This window comes from Hydrogenophaga intermedia, from assembly GCF_000723405.1.
GTDB lineage: Bacteria > Pseudomonadota > Gammaproteobacteria > Burkholderiales > Burkholderiaceae_C > Hydrogenophaga > Hydrogenophaga intermedia.
In genome coordinates, this window is the sequence record NZ_CCAE010000084.1 from 1 (window position 1) to 14,259 (window position 14,259).

The following is a 14,259-nucleotide window of genomic DNA, read 5'->3' on the forward strand; positions in this document are numbered from 1 at the left end:
CGTAGCCCGGCTACACCCCAACAGGTGGGGTCAATATTGGATGGAAAACCGGGGTCAGGATTGCGTTGAAATCAACACGGAGTGGCGGAATCGTTTGCGTGCGGTATGTCAGGACCACGAGATCGCAATCATTGATCGTCCCGTACTTTCCACAGCCGCGAGGCGCATGACCAACGATCCGACGAGGGGACTCGTGCCGATCGCGACGGCAGACGAGATCTCGCGAGCGACAGAAGCGGTACTGCCGCCTTCCATGGAGAAGGTGGAAATTGACGGCGAGCGCTTCGAACTGGCGGATCATGGAGCATCTGACATCCCAGTCTGGAGCCAGCCCTGCGTGGTCCGCGGAATACCTATTCTGAACAGCATGGGGTTCATGCTTCAACTGATCATGTCGACCCCCATGCAACCCAGCGGAGGAAAGCTGCTTCTTCGCTTAATGGATCTGACCCGCGATGAAGCCGCCCGCCTGGTTCAGCACGCACATTCGAGAACACCACTCGAGATGCTTGTCGCCATTGCCAGGGGGAAGGGTCGAACGCTGCTTGGCGCTCCCGTACGAGAAATGCCGTCGACCTGAGGTGGATACAGAGTTGGTGGGGGCAGACAGGGCCGCAATTGCGTGCTTCTCGCGAGGGCGTCTGAGCCCAGCAAGGGGCCGCGTAGGTATCGCCCTTTTATACAAGGCAGATCAGTGGTAGTCGCTCTCGCGCTGATGTCGTACCGCGCCAATGATGACGGCGGCTTCCGTGACCTTGTAGTAAGCAACATAGCCCGTGCGCCCGAACGAGATCACGATCTCGCGCTCGAACTGGCTGCGGACCTTACGGCCCATGAACGGATTCAACGCCAACGCGCGCAACGCGCTGGCGATCGCTGCCACGGCGCGTTCCGGTACGTCGAAATTTGGCGTTGCGCTCTGCATCTCGCGCTCGAGTGCAAAGTCGTACAAACGTTCGAGGTCTTCACTGGCCTCGGGCGAGAGGATGACCGTTCTCACCGGCGAGTGCGGCTCTCTTTTGCGCGTCGCAGCTTCGCCTCGAGTTTGCCGAGCACATCCTCTGCAGTGAGGTACATGCCGCCGGCCTCGACTCGTTCAATCGCCTCCATCCCGCGCCGGTGGAATTCACCCTCCATGACGCGGCGCTCGATCTCCCCCCGCACAGCGCGCTCGACCAAGGCACTGACGGTCTCTCCATCGGCGAGCACATCCTCCAGCTGTTGCTTCAGCTCAGGCGTGATTCGGACGGCAGGAAGTGCGGCGGATCGCATGCCAGCAATGTATCACATCCGTGCTACAAGAACCAATTCCCCCACGTTTGAGCGCCTCACGTGTCAACGCAACCGACAGCAGCCCACAGGGCCTCGTCCGCTCTGGTGCGAGCTGTTTCTCGCAGGATCGTGACCACCTGTCCTTGAGTGAATCGCCGCTTCTTCATGGGCCCCTCGCTAGTTGGGAGCCATCTTCTTAAAGTCTATTGGGCCAAAGAAACCGGGCAGTTCACCGACAGCCGCGGCAGCGGTCAGCCCGGCTCTGCCAAGGCCTGGAGTGCATCGCCCTCAGTGCGATAGACGTGCAAACGCTCACTTTCGCCCAGATGACCCGCCTGGCGCAGCACCGATTCCACCGGCAGCTTGATGCCCACCAGATGCAGGTGGATGCGCCGGTCGTCGAGTTGTTCGCGCACGCGGCCGAAGGCTTCGGCGCCGGTGGCGTCGATCCAGTTGATCGGGTGGGCGATCAGCATGACGGCTTCGGTGTCGGGATGGGCCTGCAGGTGCTCGGCGATGGCGCGCTCGAAACCGCTGGCGGTGGCGAAGTCGAGCGCGGCGTCCATGCGCAGCGCATAGAGCCGGGGCGCCAGCGGCGGCAGTTGCCACAGATGGCGGTCGCGCAGGCTGCCGTCGGGGTGCAGGCCCACCTCGATGATGCGCGGGTGCAGCCGCAGGTAGAGGAAGTGGCTCAGCGCCATCACCACGCCCGCGAGCACGCCCCAGTACAGCCGCGGCGCGGCCAGCAGCGTGATGACGAAGGTGCTGGCCGCGATCACCGCCTCCACGCGGGAGAGGCGCCACAGCCGCGTGAAGCTGCGCGGCTGCAGCAGGCCCCAGATGGGCAGCACCACGATGGCGGCGAGCACCGCCAGCGGCACATGGTGCAGCAGCGGCATGGCCACCAGCAGCGCCATCAGCACCACCGCCACCGAGAACACCGTGGCCCAGCCGGTGCGCGCGCCCGCATACAGGTTGAGCGCCGAGCGCGAGAACGACGAACTCGTGGGCATGGCACCGGTGAGGCCGGCGGCCACTTTGGCCAGGCCCTGGCCGATCAGGTCCTGGTCCTGGTCCCAGCGCACGCCGCGCCGGCCGTTGTCCACCTTGGCGCTGCTCGCGGTTTCCAGAAAGCTCACCAGCGTGATCATCAAGGTGGGCAACAGCAGCGCACTGAAGCGCTCCCAGCCCGGCCACGCAGGCAGGTAAGCGGCGGGCAGGCCCTGCGGCAGCGCGCCGATGACGGCGCCGCCCCCGGCCTCGAAGCCGATGGCGCGGCTCACGGCCGCACTGGCCAGCACCACGGCCAGCACCGAAGGCAGGCCCGGGCGCAGCCGGCGCGCGGCCACCAGCGCGGCCAATGCCGCCAGGCCAAAGCCCAGGCCCGGCGCGTGCCAGCCCGCGCCGTCGGCGATGGCGTGCCAGCTTTGAAAGCCCGTGAGGGCGGGCACCTGAGAGGCGAGGATGAGCACCGCCGCGGCCTGCGTGAAGGCCATCAGCACCGGCGAGTTGACGAGATTGAGCAGCCAGCCGAAGCGCACCGCACCCAGCAGCACCTGCAGCGCGCCCGACAGCAGCGCCAGCCACATCGCGAGTTGCACCCACTCGGCGCTGCCGGGCGTGGCCAGGGGCGTGAGCGAGGCGCTCACCAGCAGGCAGGTCAGCGCCGTGGGGCCCACCGCCAGGCGCGGCGAGGCCGAGAACAGCACCGCGATCAGCGCCGGCAGCAGCGCCGCGTAGATGCCCGTGATCAGCGGCATGCCCGCGAGCGCGGCGTAAGCCACGCCCTGCGGAATCACCATCAGACCCACCGTGAGGCCGGCCAGGGCTTCGCCGCGCAGCAAGGCCGCGTCCGGGCGCGGCCATTGCAGGAAGGGGAACAGGCGCTGCCAGCGGGTCATGGGTATCGAGGCAAATTGAAACAGATCAGTTTGCAGTGGGCCGAGCGAAGGGTTCGCTCGGCTTCGACAGATAGCCATTGGCTGAAATGGCGCCGATGGCGCGCTGGCCCCGGATCGCATAAGTAACGAACCGCTGGCCAATATCGACATCCCAAGCCTGGCCTTATTAGTTCTCGGGGATCTCGGCGGCCTCGGGTAAATCATGGTCGATCGCAAACGAGCCTTGGTAGTAACGCTCGCAATGCGCTACGGACACGCCATGGATCATCGACTTCAGCAAGGCTCGGATTGTGCGCACTGTTCTGGGTAAGCTTGCAACATACTGGCGTGTTTCTCGCGGACCTTACGTGAAACGTAGTCCACGAAGGCACTGGGGATCCGCTCCCGTGACGGCTTGTGGAATGCGCCCGCAGAGACCGCTTGTGCCTCAAATGCCGAACCGGGCGGCAGTGCAAGCAGCCGTTCGCGGTGCTTGCGCGGCAGCCTCTGCCAGGCCTTGAGAGGCAGCTTGAGCGATGCCTGATCCAGCTTGTAGCGCACTGCCAGCGGCAGCCAGGTCAACGCCTGGGCCTCGCAAGGCTCAAATGGCAGACGGACGGTCGGTTGGAGGTCAGCGCTCATTTTGAACTGCATATAGTTAGCGCCGAATTGGCGGTACGCATATTCCTGCTTTCGCTGACACGCAAAATCGATCATTTCCGTGGCGGCTGTTCACCCGACGGCATCTGGGAGACTGGAGCTACGACGCTTCGGCACTCACAGAGGAAACCCGTCGGACGAACAACCACAAGAATGCCCGGTTGATCTTTGAAGGGCGGAGAACCGCGATGAGGTCTGCCCGCAACACCTGCTTTTGCTGTCAAATTGGTGGCCAGCGTGTGAACGGCAGCATCGACTTCACGACACGGCCTGGTAGTAGATGTTCTGTGGGTGGCGTGCCTGCGCAAAAAAGAACCAGCGCTCGAGCAGCAAGCCTGCGGCCTGCGAAGCAAACGCCAAAGGCCAGATGGGTGGGGAGCTGGTGGCCCATGCCCACCCCAGCAGCAACAACGGAATGCCGAAGGCCAGCGCCTGGAAGGCCAGGGGCGTTTTGCGCATGACCTGCGCTGTGGCGCCATGAAAGAACTCGCGGGTGTTGAACGAGCCACCGGTCATGCCCATCGACTTCTGCACAACGCGCGCCGCCTGGATGCCCGTGGCGGACTGTGGTGTGGACTTCGGCTTGAGACGGGCGTTGCGGCGCAGCGAAAGCCCCCGGGTGAACCAGGCCAGTGCAGTCGTGGCCATGGCCCAGCCCGTCACGCTGGATGCAAATGCGCTGTCGTCTGCCAGCGCACCCAGCGTACCCGACGCTACCAGGCCCGAGGCCAGGCCCAGCAGCGTGTAGTTCACGACGGTGAGTGGATGAGCCCATTCCTGCACGAACCGGATGCAGGCGTAGATCATCCCGGTGCAGTACCACAGCAACAAGGCACCCGGAATAACCAGCGCCGCCAGCCACGGTGCGGCGGCCGCGGCAGTGGGAGGATCCGCCAGCGTCGCCCACACAGCCCAGCCGCCCGCCAGCGCCATGAACGCCGGCAGGACGATGACCTCCCTGGACATCCAGGAGGTGCGCCACATCAGTACCGCGCGCCAGGCGCGCATCGGATGGCCGAGATGGAAGAAGGAGGCAACGAGCGCCAGCACCAGCATGCATGTGGCCGTCCACAGCATGGGCCGCAGCGCTTCGACCGGCGGCTGGTTGGCCAGGGTGGTCACTGCCAGCACCACCATAAGCCCCTGGGCGGTGCCGGCGATGGTGGTGAACAGGATGATGGACAGCGCCGGCTTCACGGTCGATCCTTTTCCGCGCGAGCGGCATCGGACGGCGGCTGCTTTGTCACCCGCCGAGGCAGGTACTGGTTGGCGGGCTGGGTCTTCCATTCCGGCATGAGGGCGTAGCCACCGCGCTCCCGGATCGCTTGTGACACCTCCGAATCCGGGTCCTTAACATCGCCGAACAGCCGCGCGCCGGTGGGGCAGGCCTTCACGCAGGCGGGCTTTCGGTCCTGCGGCGGGAGCAGTTCGTCGTAGATGCGGTCCACGCACAGGGTGCACTTGGTCATCACCTTGCGCTCTTCATCGAACTCACGGGCGCCGTAAGGGCAGGCCCAACTGCAGTACTTGCAGCCAATGCACTTGTCGTAGTCCACCAGCACGATGCCGTCGCTCTTGCGCTTGTAGCTGGCACCGGTGGGACACACCGGCACGCAGGGAGGCTCTTCGCAATGCAGGCAGCTCTTCGGGAAATGCACCGTCTGCGTGTCAGGGTAGCTGTCGGCCTCGAAGGTCTGCACCCGGTTGAAGAATGTGCCGGTGGGCTGCTCACCGTAGGCGTCCAGGTCGGTCATCGGACCCGCAGCCCCCGAGGTGTTCCATTCCTTGCAGGAGGTCACGCAGGCATGGCAGCCCACGCACACGTTGAGGTCGATGACCAAGGCGAGCTGAATCGCCAGCGTCTGGGGTTCGTTCGGGAGTTGGCTCATGGTTTTTTCGACAGGATGTGGGTCATGAACCGGCGGCCACTGCGCAGCAGACCCGGAACGCTTGGCACCGCGTCCAACTGTGGAAAGCTCTCGGCTGGCTCTTCGGGCTGGGCAGGCCGGAGGTTGACGCGAACGTCGTACCAGCCGGCCTGACCGGTGACCGGGTCCGAATTGCTGATCTGGCCGCCGGCGAACGGCAACTCCTCCGTGATGAGGTGGTTCAGCAGAAATCCCTTGCGCGACTCATCGGCTCCAGGCGCCAGTTGCCACGCGCCAGACGCCTTGCCGATCGCGTTCCAGGTCCACACCGTTCCGGGTTCCACTGCGTCGCTGTGGCGCACCATGCAGCGCAGTTCGCCCCAGGCGCTGGTGACCCAGGCCCAGCCGCCGTCTTCCACGCCGGCCGCTTTGGCCGTCACGGGGTTCACGTGCAGGTAGTTGTGGCTGTGGATCTGGCGCAGCCAGGCGTTCTGCGAATCCCAGGAGTGGTACATCGCCATGGGCCGCTGGGTGATGGCGGCCAGCGGAAACTGCTGCGTGTCCACACACGCGTTTTCCAGCGGTTCGTACCAGAACGGCAGCGGGTCGAAATAAGTGGCGATGCGTTCGCGCAGGTGGTCTGGCGGCTGCCGGCCTTTGCTTTTTCCCTGCGCGGCCAGCCGGAAGGTTTGCAACGTGTCGGAATAGATGGCCAGCTGCACCGGGTCGTTCTTCTGGCGCCAGCCCTTCTCCTTGGCGAAGTCCAGATAAGGCCGGTTCCAGTTGCGCATGTACTGCTGGTCCTTGGGCATGTGGTGCTGGAACACGCAGTTGTTCTTCGCGTACATCTCCCACTGGTTGGGGTTGGGCTCGCCGCGCAGATGCTGGGTTCCGTCCTTGCCCCGCCACCCCATGAGGAAACCCACACCGGGCTGGGCCTGGAAATTGACCACGAAGTCGGGGTAATCCTTGAACTTGCGCGAGCCGTCTTCGTTGGTGAATGCCGGAAATTTCAGGCGCGAAGCCAGCTCGATGAGCACTTCCTGAAATGGCTTGCACTCGCCGGTGGGCTCCACCACGGGAACGCGTACCGAGTCCACCGGTCCGTCGAACTCGGAAATCGGTCGGTCGAGCATGCTCATCACGTCGTGCCGCTCCAGATAGGTGGTGTCGGGCAGCACGAGGTCGGCAAAGGCCACGGTCTCACTCTGGAAGGCATCGCACACCACCAGGAACGGAATCAGGTACTCGCCGTCTTCGCCGCGCGCGTTGAGCTTCTTGCGCACCTCCATGGTGTTCATGGTGGAGTTCCAGGCCATGTTCGCCATGAAGATCAATAGCGTGTCGATCTTGTAGGGATCCCCCCGGACGGCATTGGTGATCACGTTGTGCATCAGTCCGTGGGCCGACAGTGGATGCTCCCAGGAAAAGGCGTGATCGATGCGCAGGGGCGTTCCGTCGGCGTGCACCGCCAGTTCTTCGGGGTTTGCCGGAAACCCGAGTGGCGCGGCGTTAAGCGGCGTGTTCGGCTTGATCATGTCCGGGTCGTTGAAGGCCCGGTAATTGGGAACGATGTGCCGCGGGTAAGGCGCCTTGTGGCGAAAGCCGCCAGGGGCGTCGATCGTGCCCAGCAAACTCATCAGCACCGCCAGTGAGCGCACCGTCTGGAAGCCGTTGGAATGCGCCGCGAGCCCGCGCATGGCGTGGAACGCCACTGGCCTGGCCTGGGTGGTCGGGTGCTGCTTGCCCCAGGCGTCGGTCCAGGGAATCGGCAGCTCAAAGGCCTGATGCAGCGCGGTCTCGCCCATCTCGCGCGCCAGCTGGCGAATGCGCTCGGCTGGAATGCCGGTGATGGCCTCGGCCCACTCGGGTGTGTGCTGGCTCACCCGTTCGCGCAGCAACTGAAACGCCGGCGCCACCCGGGTGCCGTCCGGCAAGGTGTAGTGGCCCTCCAGGGCCAGCGATCGGCCCTCTTCCACGCCTTCGGGGTAGGCCTGAACCGCGCGCCCGCTGGTCAGGTCCCATGCCAGCTTGTTGTGCGGGTTGCGCCCATCGCCCGGCACACCGGCGGCAGGATCGAAGGCAAACAGACCTTCTCGCTCGCCGTCGTCCAGCACCACCAGCTGCGGGGCGTTGGTGAAGCGTTGCAAGAAGGGTCGGTCAACCAGATCGTGCGCGATCAGCTCGTGCAGCAGCGCCATGAACAGCGCGCCATCGGTACCCGGTCGAATCGGAATCCACTCGTCTGCGATCGCCGAGTAGCCGGTGCGAACGGGGTTGATAGAAATGAAGCGACCACCCGCGCGCTTGAACTTCCCCAGCGCCATCTTCATCGGGTTGCTGTGGTGGTCTTCGGCAGTGCCGATCATCACGAACAGCTTGGCGTGGTCCAGGTCCGGGCCTCCGAACTCCCAGAAGCTGCCTCCTACCGAATAGATCATGCCGGCGGCCATGTTCACCGAACAGAAGCCGCCGTGCGCAGCGTAGTTGGGGGTGCCGAATTGGCGCGCAAACAGGCCGGTGAGCGCCTGCATCTGATCGCGACCTGTGAACAGCGCGAATTTCTTGGGGTCGGTGGCGCGCAGGTGGGACAGCCGCTTCTCCAGAATGTCGAAAGCGCGCTCCCACGAAATCGGCTCGAACACGCCTTCGCCGCGCTCGCTGCCCGGCTTGCGCAGCAGTGGCTGGGTCAATCGGGCCGGCGACACCTGCTTCATGATGCCCGAGCTGCCCTTGGCGCAGATCACCCCCTTATTTAGCGGGTGGTCGGGATTGCCATCGATGTACCGGACCTGCCCGTCGCGCAGGTGCACCCGGATGCCGCAGCGACACGCGCACATGTAGCAGGTGGTGGTTTTTACCTCGGTATCGGCCGTGCTGCTGGCCGTTGGGTTGTGCACCGGATCGCTTGAGAGGAACTTGAACATGGACTTATGCTAGGCAGCCTGCAAATTCGCGTATCGGATAATTTCGCTCGCCGTGAACCAAAAAATCGATCAACGACTGAGGCTTACGCTGCGCCAGCTGGAGGTGTTTGCGGCTGTTGCACGGGGTGGCACCACGCGGGCCGCCGCTGACGAAATCTCCCGATCCCAATCGGCTGCGAGCAACGCGCTGGGCGAGCTGGAGTCGGTGTTGGGGGTGCAGTTGTTCGACCGTGTGGGCAAGAAGCTGGTGATCAACGAGAACGGGCGTGCCTTGCTGCCTCGTGCGGCCACGGTGCTGGATCAGGCGGCGGACACCGAGATGCTTTTCACGGCCGAGCATGCCGCACCGCTAAGGCTTGCTTCCAGCTACACCGTGGGGGAGTACCTGCTGCCGGAACTCATTGCGCGGTGGAAAAGCGATCACCCCCACTGCCGGGTGCTGGTGGATATAGCCAACACGCACGACGTGTTCGAACGCTTGGTGTCGTTTCGCGCCGACATGGGCTTCATCGAGGGAACCCACAGCCACCCCGAACTCACGGTGCGCAAATGGCGCAGCGACGAGATCGTGGTGGTTGCCGCTCCCGACCACCCGCTAGCGGGGCGTCGGGTCAGTGCGCGACAGCTGGCCCAGGCCACGTGGGTACTGCGCGAACCTGGTTCAGGAACGCGTGAGGCCTCTGACCGCTGGCTGATTCCCCATTTGACGCAAATGGTGGTCGAGCTTGAGTTGGGCAGCAACGAAGCGGTCAAGCGTGTGGTGGCTGCGGGGCTGGGTTTGGGCTGCCTGTCGCGCCTAGCCGTGCAGGAAGCGATTGCCGAAGGGTGGCTGGTCGAGCTGCACACCACGCTCCCGGTGATGCAGCGCACCCTGTCCATCGTGCTGCACCGGGCAAAGAAGCTGGGCGAGACCGCCGACGGCTTCTTGCGCCATTGCATGCGCTCTTGAACAGGCACGCCGCAACGGGCAAGCACAGTCGATCGCGCCGAAATTCGAAGCGCCTTGCGCCGTCGCGGCGGTGCGTTCCGCGATGCTTCTCAAGGCATCGGCCGAGCTCGGTGGGCAGGCGCCATATTGGTGTCGAAAGTCGCCGAAAACACCGGGCCTCGAAATTGCAGGGGTTTGGGTTGGCGTTTTTCGCAGTATGCAGAAAACGAAAAATAAGAGTCGAAAAATCGATTGGACACCCCGTTGTCTCGGGAACATCATCTTTCAAAAGCATCAAATTTTGAAAGTTAACGATGGACCTCTCCCTCTTCCCGCGCATCCGTCTGGGGCATTTCCCCACCCCCCTGGAGCCCATGGGCAACCTCTCGGCGCTGCTCGGCGGGCCGCGCTTGTGGGTCAAGCGTGACGACTGCACTGGCCTCTCCACCGGCGGCAACAAAACACGCAAGCTGGAATACCTCATGGCCGAAGCCGTTGCGGCCCGTGCCACCGTGGTCATCACCCAGGGGGCGACCCAGTCCAACCATGCCCGGCAGACTGCTGCGGCGGCTGCCCGGCTGGGCATGAAGTGCCACATCCTGCTGGAAGACCGCACCGGCAGCACCGACCCGGACTACACCGACAACGGCAACGTGCTGCTGGATCGCCTGCACGGCGCCACGGTGGAACGGCGCCCGGGCGGGGCCGACATGCAACGCGAAATGGAGCAGGTGGCCGAGAAGCTTCGCGCCGACGGATTGCGGCCCTATGTCATCCCCGGTGGAGGCTCGAACCCGGTGGGGGCGTTGGGTTACGTGAACGCAGCCATCGAACTGGTGGCACAAGCCGCTGCGCAGGGCATGAAGATCGACTACCTGGTGCACGCCACGGGCAGCTCGGGCACCCAGGCTGGGCTGGTGGCGGGGCTGCATGCCATCAACAGCGACATCAAGCTGTTGGGCATTGGCGTGCGCGCACCGCAGGAGAAGCAGGAAACCATGGTGCACGACCTGGCCTGCCGCACGGCCGAGCATATGGGCATGCGCGGCGGTGTTCCGCGCGAGTTGGTGGTGGCCAATTGCGACTACGTCGGCCCGGGCTATGGTCTGCCAACGCCGGGAATGCAGGAAGCGGTCGAATTGCTAGCGCGCACTGAAGGTCTCCTGCTCGACCCTGTGTATTCCGGCAAGGGCATGGCGGGGCTGATCGATTTGATCCGCAAGGGGCACTTCCAGCCGAAACACAACGTGGTCTTCCTGCACACCGGCGGGTCGGTTGCACTGTTCGGCTACGGTGAAGCGCTGGGGCTCAAGGCAGCGCAGGTTGGCTGATCGGCCGCTCCCCGCGGGGCGCAGACGATCGGGTTCGGGGTTTGTTCACGGTTTATCAACAGGAGAGATCGAAATGCAAAAGACCACGGTCAGCACGGTGCTGCGCTATTCCCTTGTGGCGGGTGTCGCCGCCGTCATGGCGACCACCGCACATGCACAAACCACATTGCGCTTGTCCACCTATGTGAACGAAGTTGACGTCCGCTACGAAGGCTTCAAGAAGTTCGCCGAGCTGGTGAACACCAAGACCAGCGGCCGGGTGAAGGTGGAGATCTTTGGTTCTTCCACGCTGCACGGCTGGAGCGAGGGCGTGGACGCCATGCAGGGCGGTGTTGCCGACATCAGCTGGGTGTCGGCCGACAAGCGCCTGCCGTGCTACCGGGTCACTTCGCTCTACCCGATGGCGGTGGACATGAAGAAGCAGATCGAGCTGGACGCTGCTTACGCTGCCCTGATTGCGCCCGAAGCCAACAAGGCTGGCTTGGTGCCGCTCATCAACTCCAACTATTCCTATGACCAGGAGTGGTGGTTCAAGAACCCCAATACGGACCTTGCCAAGCTCAATGGCAAGCTGGTGCGCTCCATCGGCCCGATGGTGTCGATGATGATCGAAACCTGGGGCGGCAAGCCGGTCTTCATCGCACCCAAGGAGGTCTTCCAGTCCGCCGAACGTGGCGTGGTGGACGGCATCAACATGGGCGTGGCCACGTACAGCGCATGGAAGCTTTGGGGCGTGATGCCGCACATGGTCCAGTCCAACATGTTCTACGGCAACATCCAGTACATGATGAACAAGCGCAAGTTCGACGCGCTGTCCCCGGCCGACCAGAAAGCGCTGCAGGCCGCCGCCACCGAATCCGAGGTGTGGCTCAAGCCGCGCTACGAGGCCTGGGTGGACGCCAGCATCGCTGACGCCGTCAAGCAAGGCGGCACGGTGACCAAGATCACCGCCGAGAAGCGCAAGGCCCTGCTGGATAGCGTGGTGGGCAAGTGGACGGGCGAGGTGGATGCGGGTTGCGGGCCTGAACTGGCTGGCAAGGTGCGTGCCCTGTTCAAGCAGCATTCGCTCTGAAGCCCATGCTGGCAACGATTGAACGTGGCCTGGAGCGGCTGGCCGTATGGCTGGCCGCCGCAGGGGCATTCATCATCGTCGTGCAGACCGTGTGGATTTCCTACGGCGTCTTCATGCGGTACATCGTGGGCAAGCCTGATGGCACGGTGACGGAAGCCACCGCCTTGCTGCTGTTTCCTGCGGCTTTGCTGGGGCTGGCGTTTGCCTTGAAGGAAGACGCCTACCCCAAGGTGTCGTTCCTCATCGATGCTCTGGGGGCCCGTGGTCAGCAGGTCCTGGCAGCGGTGAACCTGGTGCTCATGATCCTCGTGGGGGTCTTCTTCTCCATCGCCGGTGTGGAAGCCACCTTCCGCGCCTACGAGTCCGGGACCGCGTCCTAGATTCTGCTGTGGCCGCGCTACCTGTTCTGGGCACCCGGGGCCCTTGCACTGGTGGTGTTCACCGTGTATGCCGGCGTGCGCCTGGTGTCGGTGCTGTCCAGCCCGCCGCAGCCCGCTCACCAACCTAAGTAGAGGTCTCTGATATGGAGTGGTACCACGTCGGACTGGGGCTGTTGGCGCTGCTGGTCATCTTCATCGGGATCGGCTTGCCCATTCCCTTTGCGCTGGCCCTGGCCTCCATGCCTTTCCTGCTGCACATCCAGGGCTGGTCCACCGCCCTGGTGAGCACGGAGCTGAAGCTGTGGGGTGTATGGATCGACTATGTCTTGCTGGCCGTACCGCTATTTGTTTTCCTGGGTGAATTGATCGGGCGGTCCAACATCGGGGCCAACTTGTACCAGCTCATGCACAGGGGTGTGCGGGTGAAGGGCTCAGCCGCCTATGGCAGCATCGCGGCGTGCGCCGGCTTCGGCGCGGTGTGTGGCTCGTCGATGGTGGGCTCGCTGACCATCGGCGGTGTGGCCCTGCCCGAGATGACCAAGCTCGGCTACAACAAGCGGCTGTCCAGTGGTGTGCTGGCCGCCGGGGGCACCCTCAGCGTGCTGATTCCGCCCAGCCTGATCCTGCTGTTCTACGGCATCGTCACCGACACCTCGATCGGCGAGCTGTTCATCGCAGGCGTCATCCCTGGTCTGCTGCTGACGCTGTTGTTCGCCGTCACCGTTTTCATCTGGGGGCGCATGTACCCCAGCCACATCCCCGGCGCGGACAACGCACCACGCCCCTCGGTGCGCGAATTCCTGATTGCTTTCGGCCCGATTTTTCTCATCGGACTGGTCATCACCGTTTCGATCTACGCCGGCATTGCCACCCCCACGGAAGCCGCGGCGGTGTCGGCGCTTCTGACCACGATTCTCGCGTTTGCCGTCGGGGGCCTGACCGTGCGAGGATTCAACGAGGCCTTGTTCGCCACCATGCGCACCATGGGCTACCTGGGTTTGCTGTTGTCGGCGGGCATCCTTTTCGGCTTCGTGCTGACGTACTACCGGGTGCCGCAGGAAGTCAGCGAACTGTTCCTGTCCTACAACCTCAGCCCCGTCATGGTGCTGGCCATGGTGATCGTGTTCTACGTCATTCTGGGCATGTTCCTGGAACCGGTGTCGATGACCTTCATCACCTTGCCCACCATTTATCCGCTCATGCAGGCAGCGGGCTACGACCTGATCTGGTTTGGCATCGTCTACACCATCACCATGGAAATCGCGGTGCTCACACCGCCGGTGGGCTTGAACCTGTATGTCATTCAGGGTATCAGCCGAGGCGCCATCCCCATCGGTGACGTGATCAAGGGCTGCCTGCCGTTCCTGGCCTGCATGGTGTTGCTGATTGCCATGGTGATCGTCATTCCCGGCATTGCCCTGTGGCTGCCTTCGGTCATGAAATGACAGCGAGCGCGATGGCTTCTGAAGCGCTGCACATGGCGCGGGCCGGCAAAGGCGATCCGCTGGTGATGGTGCATGGGTATCTGGGTGGATCCAGCCAGTGGACCGCCGAGTTGCAGGCTCTGGGCGCGCATCTGGACGTGATCGCGCCCGACCTGCCGGGCTTTGGCAAAAGCCGCCACCTCACCTCGCCCGACCGGATCGAGGGTTACGCCAGTGCGGTGCTGCATGCCCTGGACCAACTGGGCGTGCAGCGCTTCCACCTGCTCGGCCACTCCATGGGCGGCATGATCGTGCAGGAGATGGTTCGCCTAGCGCCAACGCGTGTGGATCGCCTGGTGTTGTACGGCACTGGCCCGCTGGGCTTGCTGCCGGGCCGCTTCGAGACCATGGAGCGGTCGCGCGAACGTTTGGCCGAAGATGGGGTCTCCTCGTTTTCAGTGCAATAAGTGACGGTACGAAAAGCTAGCACTGGCGCGGAGGTGGTGTTGGTAGATCG

Annotated in this window: 14 protein-coding genes and 1 pseudogene; 7 read left to right on the forward strand and 8 right to left on the reverse strand. The window is 63.9% G+C overall.

Features of this window, described 5'->3' with window-relative positions:
• Window positions 1–580, forward strand: a 580-nt coding sequence (locus BN948_RS24400; RefSeq protein ID WP_238327260.1) for a hypothetical protein, incomplete at its 5' end; no start/stop codon positions are given.
• A 111-nt stretch (window positions 581–691) separates the two neighbouring features.
• On the opposite strand, the gene BN948_RS24405 is transcribed toward BN948_RS24400, so the two are convergent.
• The 8 genes and pseudogenes from BN948_RS24405 to BN948_RS24435 form a co-directional block, all read right to left on the reverse strand.
• Window positions 692–1,000 carry a type II toxin-antitoxin system RelE/ParE family toxin gene (locus tag BN948_RS24405; protein ID WP_009520588.1) on the reverse strand — a complete coding sequence of 103 codons (309 nt, stop codon included), beginning with the start codon at window positions 998–1,000 and terminating at the stop codon, window positions 692–694.
• Window positions 997–1,272 (reverse strand): YlcI/YnfO family protein, encoded by a 276-nt coding sequence (locus BN948_RS24410; RefSeq protein ID WP_009520589.1) that lies wholly within the window; start codon window positions 1,270–1,272, stop codon window positions 997–999. The genes BN948_RS24405 and BN948_RS24410 overlap by 4 nt, the downstream gene beginning before the upstream one ends.
• 251 nt (window positions 1,273–1,523) lie before the next feature.
• The gene (locus BN948_RS24415) at window positions 1,524–3,173 is read right to left on the reverse strand and encodes a SulP family inorganic anion transporter (protein ID WP_009520590.1); all 1,650 of its coding nucleotides are present in this window, start codon (window positions 3,171–3,173) and stop codon (window positions 1,524–1,526) included.
• A gap of 73 nt (window positions 3,174–3,246) precedes the next feature.
• Window positions 3,247–3,441: pseudogene (locus BN948_RS27600) on the reverse strand (aspartate 1-decarboxylase); the annotation flags it as partial.
• Between the two features lie 5 nt (window positions 3,442–3,446).
• Window positions 3,447–3,869: a nitrate reductase associated protein gene (locus tag BN948_RS24420; protein WP_009520591.1), complete on the reverse strand. Its 423-nt coding sequence runs from the start codon at window positions 3,867–3,869 to the stop codon at window positions 3,447–3,449.
• A 201-nt stretch (window positions 3,870–4,070) separates the two neighbouring features.
• Complete coding sequence (locus BN948_RS24425; protein ID WP_009520592.1) at window positions 4,071–5,009, reverse strand: dimethyl sulfoxide reductase anchor subunit family protein; 939 nt, start codon at window positions 5,007–5,009, stop codon at window positions 4,071–4,073.
• A complete protein-coding gene (locus BN948_RS24430; RefSeq protein ID WP_009520593.1) occupies window positions 5,006–5,701 on the reverse strand; it encodes a 4Fe-4S dicluster domain-containing protein in 696 nt (231 codons plus the stop codon). Before BN948_RS24430 ends, BN948_RS24425 begins: the two co-directional genes overlap by 4 nt.
• Window positions 5,698–8,607, reverse strand: a complete 2,910-nt coding sequence (locus tag BN948_RS24435) for a molybdopterin oxidoreductase family protein (protein WP_009520594.1) — start codon at window positions 8,605–8,607, stop codon at window positions 5,698–5,700. The genes BN948_RS24430 and BN948_RS24435 overlap by 4 nt, the downstream gene beginning before the upstream one ends.
• A 52-nt stretch (window positions 8,608–8,659) precedes the next feature.
• Between BN948_RS24435 and BN948_RS24440 the strand changes: the two genes are divergently transcribed.
• The 6 genes from BN948_RS24440 to BN948_RS24465 all read left to right on the forward strand — a co-directional run bounded on the left by BN948_RS24440 (window position 8,660) and on the right by BN948_RS24465 (window position 14,209).
• The gene (locus BN948_RS24440; RefSeq protein ID WP_009520595.1) at window positions 8,660–9,556 is read left to right on the forward strand and encodes a LysR family transcriptional regulator; all 897 of its coding nucleotides are present in this window, start codon (window positions 8,660–8,662) and stop codon (window positions 9,554–9,556) included.
• A 293-nt stretch (window positions 9,557–9,849) separates the two neighbouring features.
• Window positions 9,850–10,866 (forward strand): D-cysteate sulfo-lyase, encoded by a 1,017-nt coding sequence (cuyA, locus tag BN948_RS24445; RefSeq protein ID WP_009520596.1) that lies wholly within the window; start codon window positions 9,850–9,852, stop codon window positions 10,864–10,866.
• A gap of 73 nt (window positions 10,867–10,939) precedes the next feature.
• Window positions 10,940–11,938 (forward strand): TRAP transporter substrate-binding protein DctP, encoded by a 999-nt coding sequence (gene dctP / locus BN948_RS24450; protein ID WP_009520597.1) that lies wholly within the window; start codon window positions 10,940–10,942, stop codon window positions 11,936–11,938.
• A gap of 5 nt (window positions 11,939–11,943) precedes the next feature.
• A complete protein-coding gene (locus tag BN948_RS24455; protein WP_009520598.1) occupies window positions 11,944–12,318 on the forward strand; it encodes a TRAP transporter small permease subunit in 375 nt (124 codons plus the stop codon).
• Window positions 12,319–12,491: 173 nt separating this feature from the next.
• Window positions 12,492–13,763 carry a TRAP transporter large permease gene (locus BN948_RS24460; RefSeq protein ID WP_202901794.1) on the forward strand — a complete coding sequence of 424 codons (1,272 nt, stop codon included), beginning with the start codon at window positions 12,492–12,494 and terminating at the stop codon, window positions 13,761–13,763.
• Window positions 13,764–13,774: 11 nt separating this feature from the next.
• Window positions 13,775–14,209: an alpha/beta fold hydrolase gene (locus tag BN948_RS24465; RefSeq protein ID WP_009520600.1), complete on the forward strand. Its 435-nt coding sequence runs from the start codon at window positions 13,775–13,777 to the stop codon at window positions 14,207–14,209.
• The last annotated feature ends 50 nt before the right edge of the window (window positions 14,210–14,259 follow it).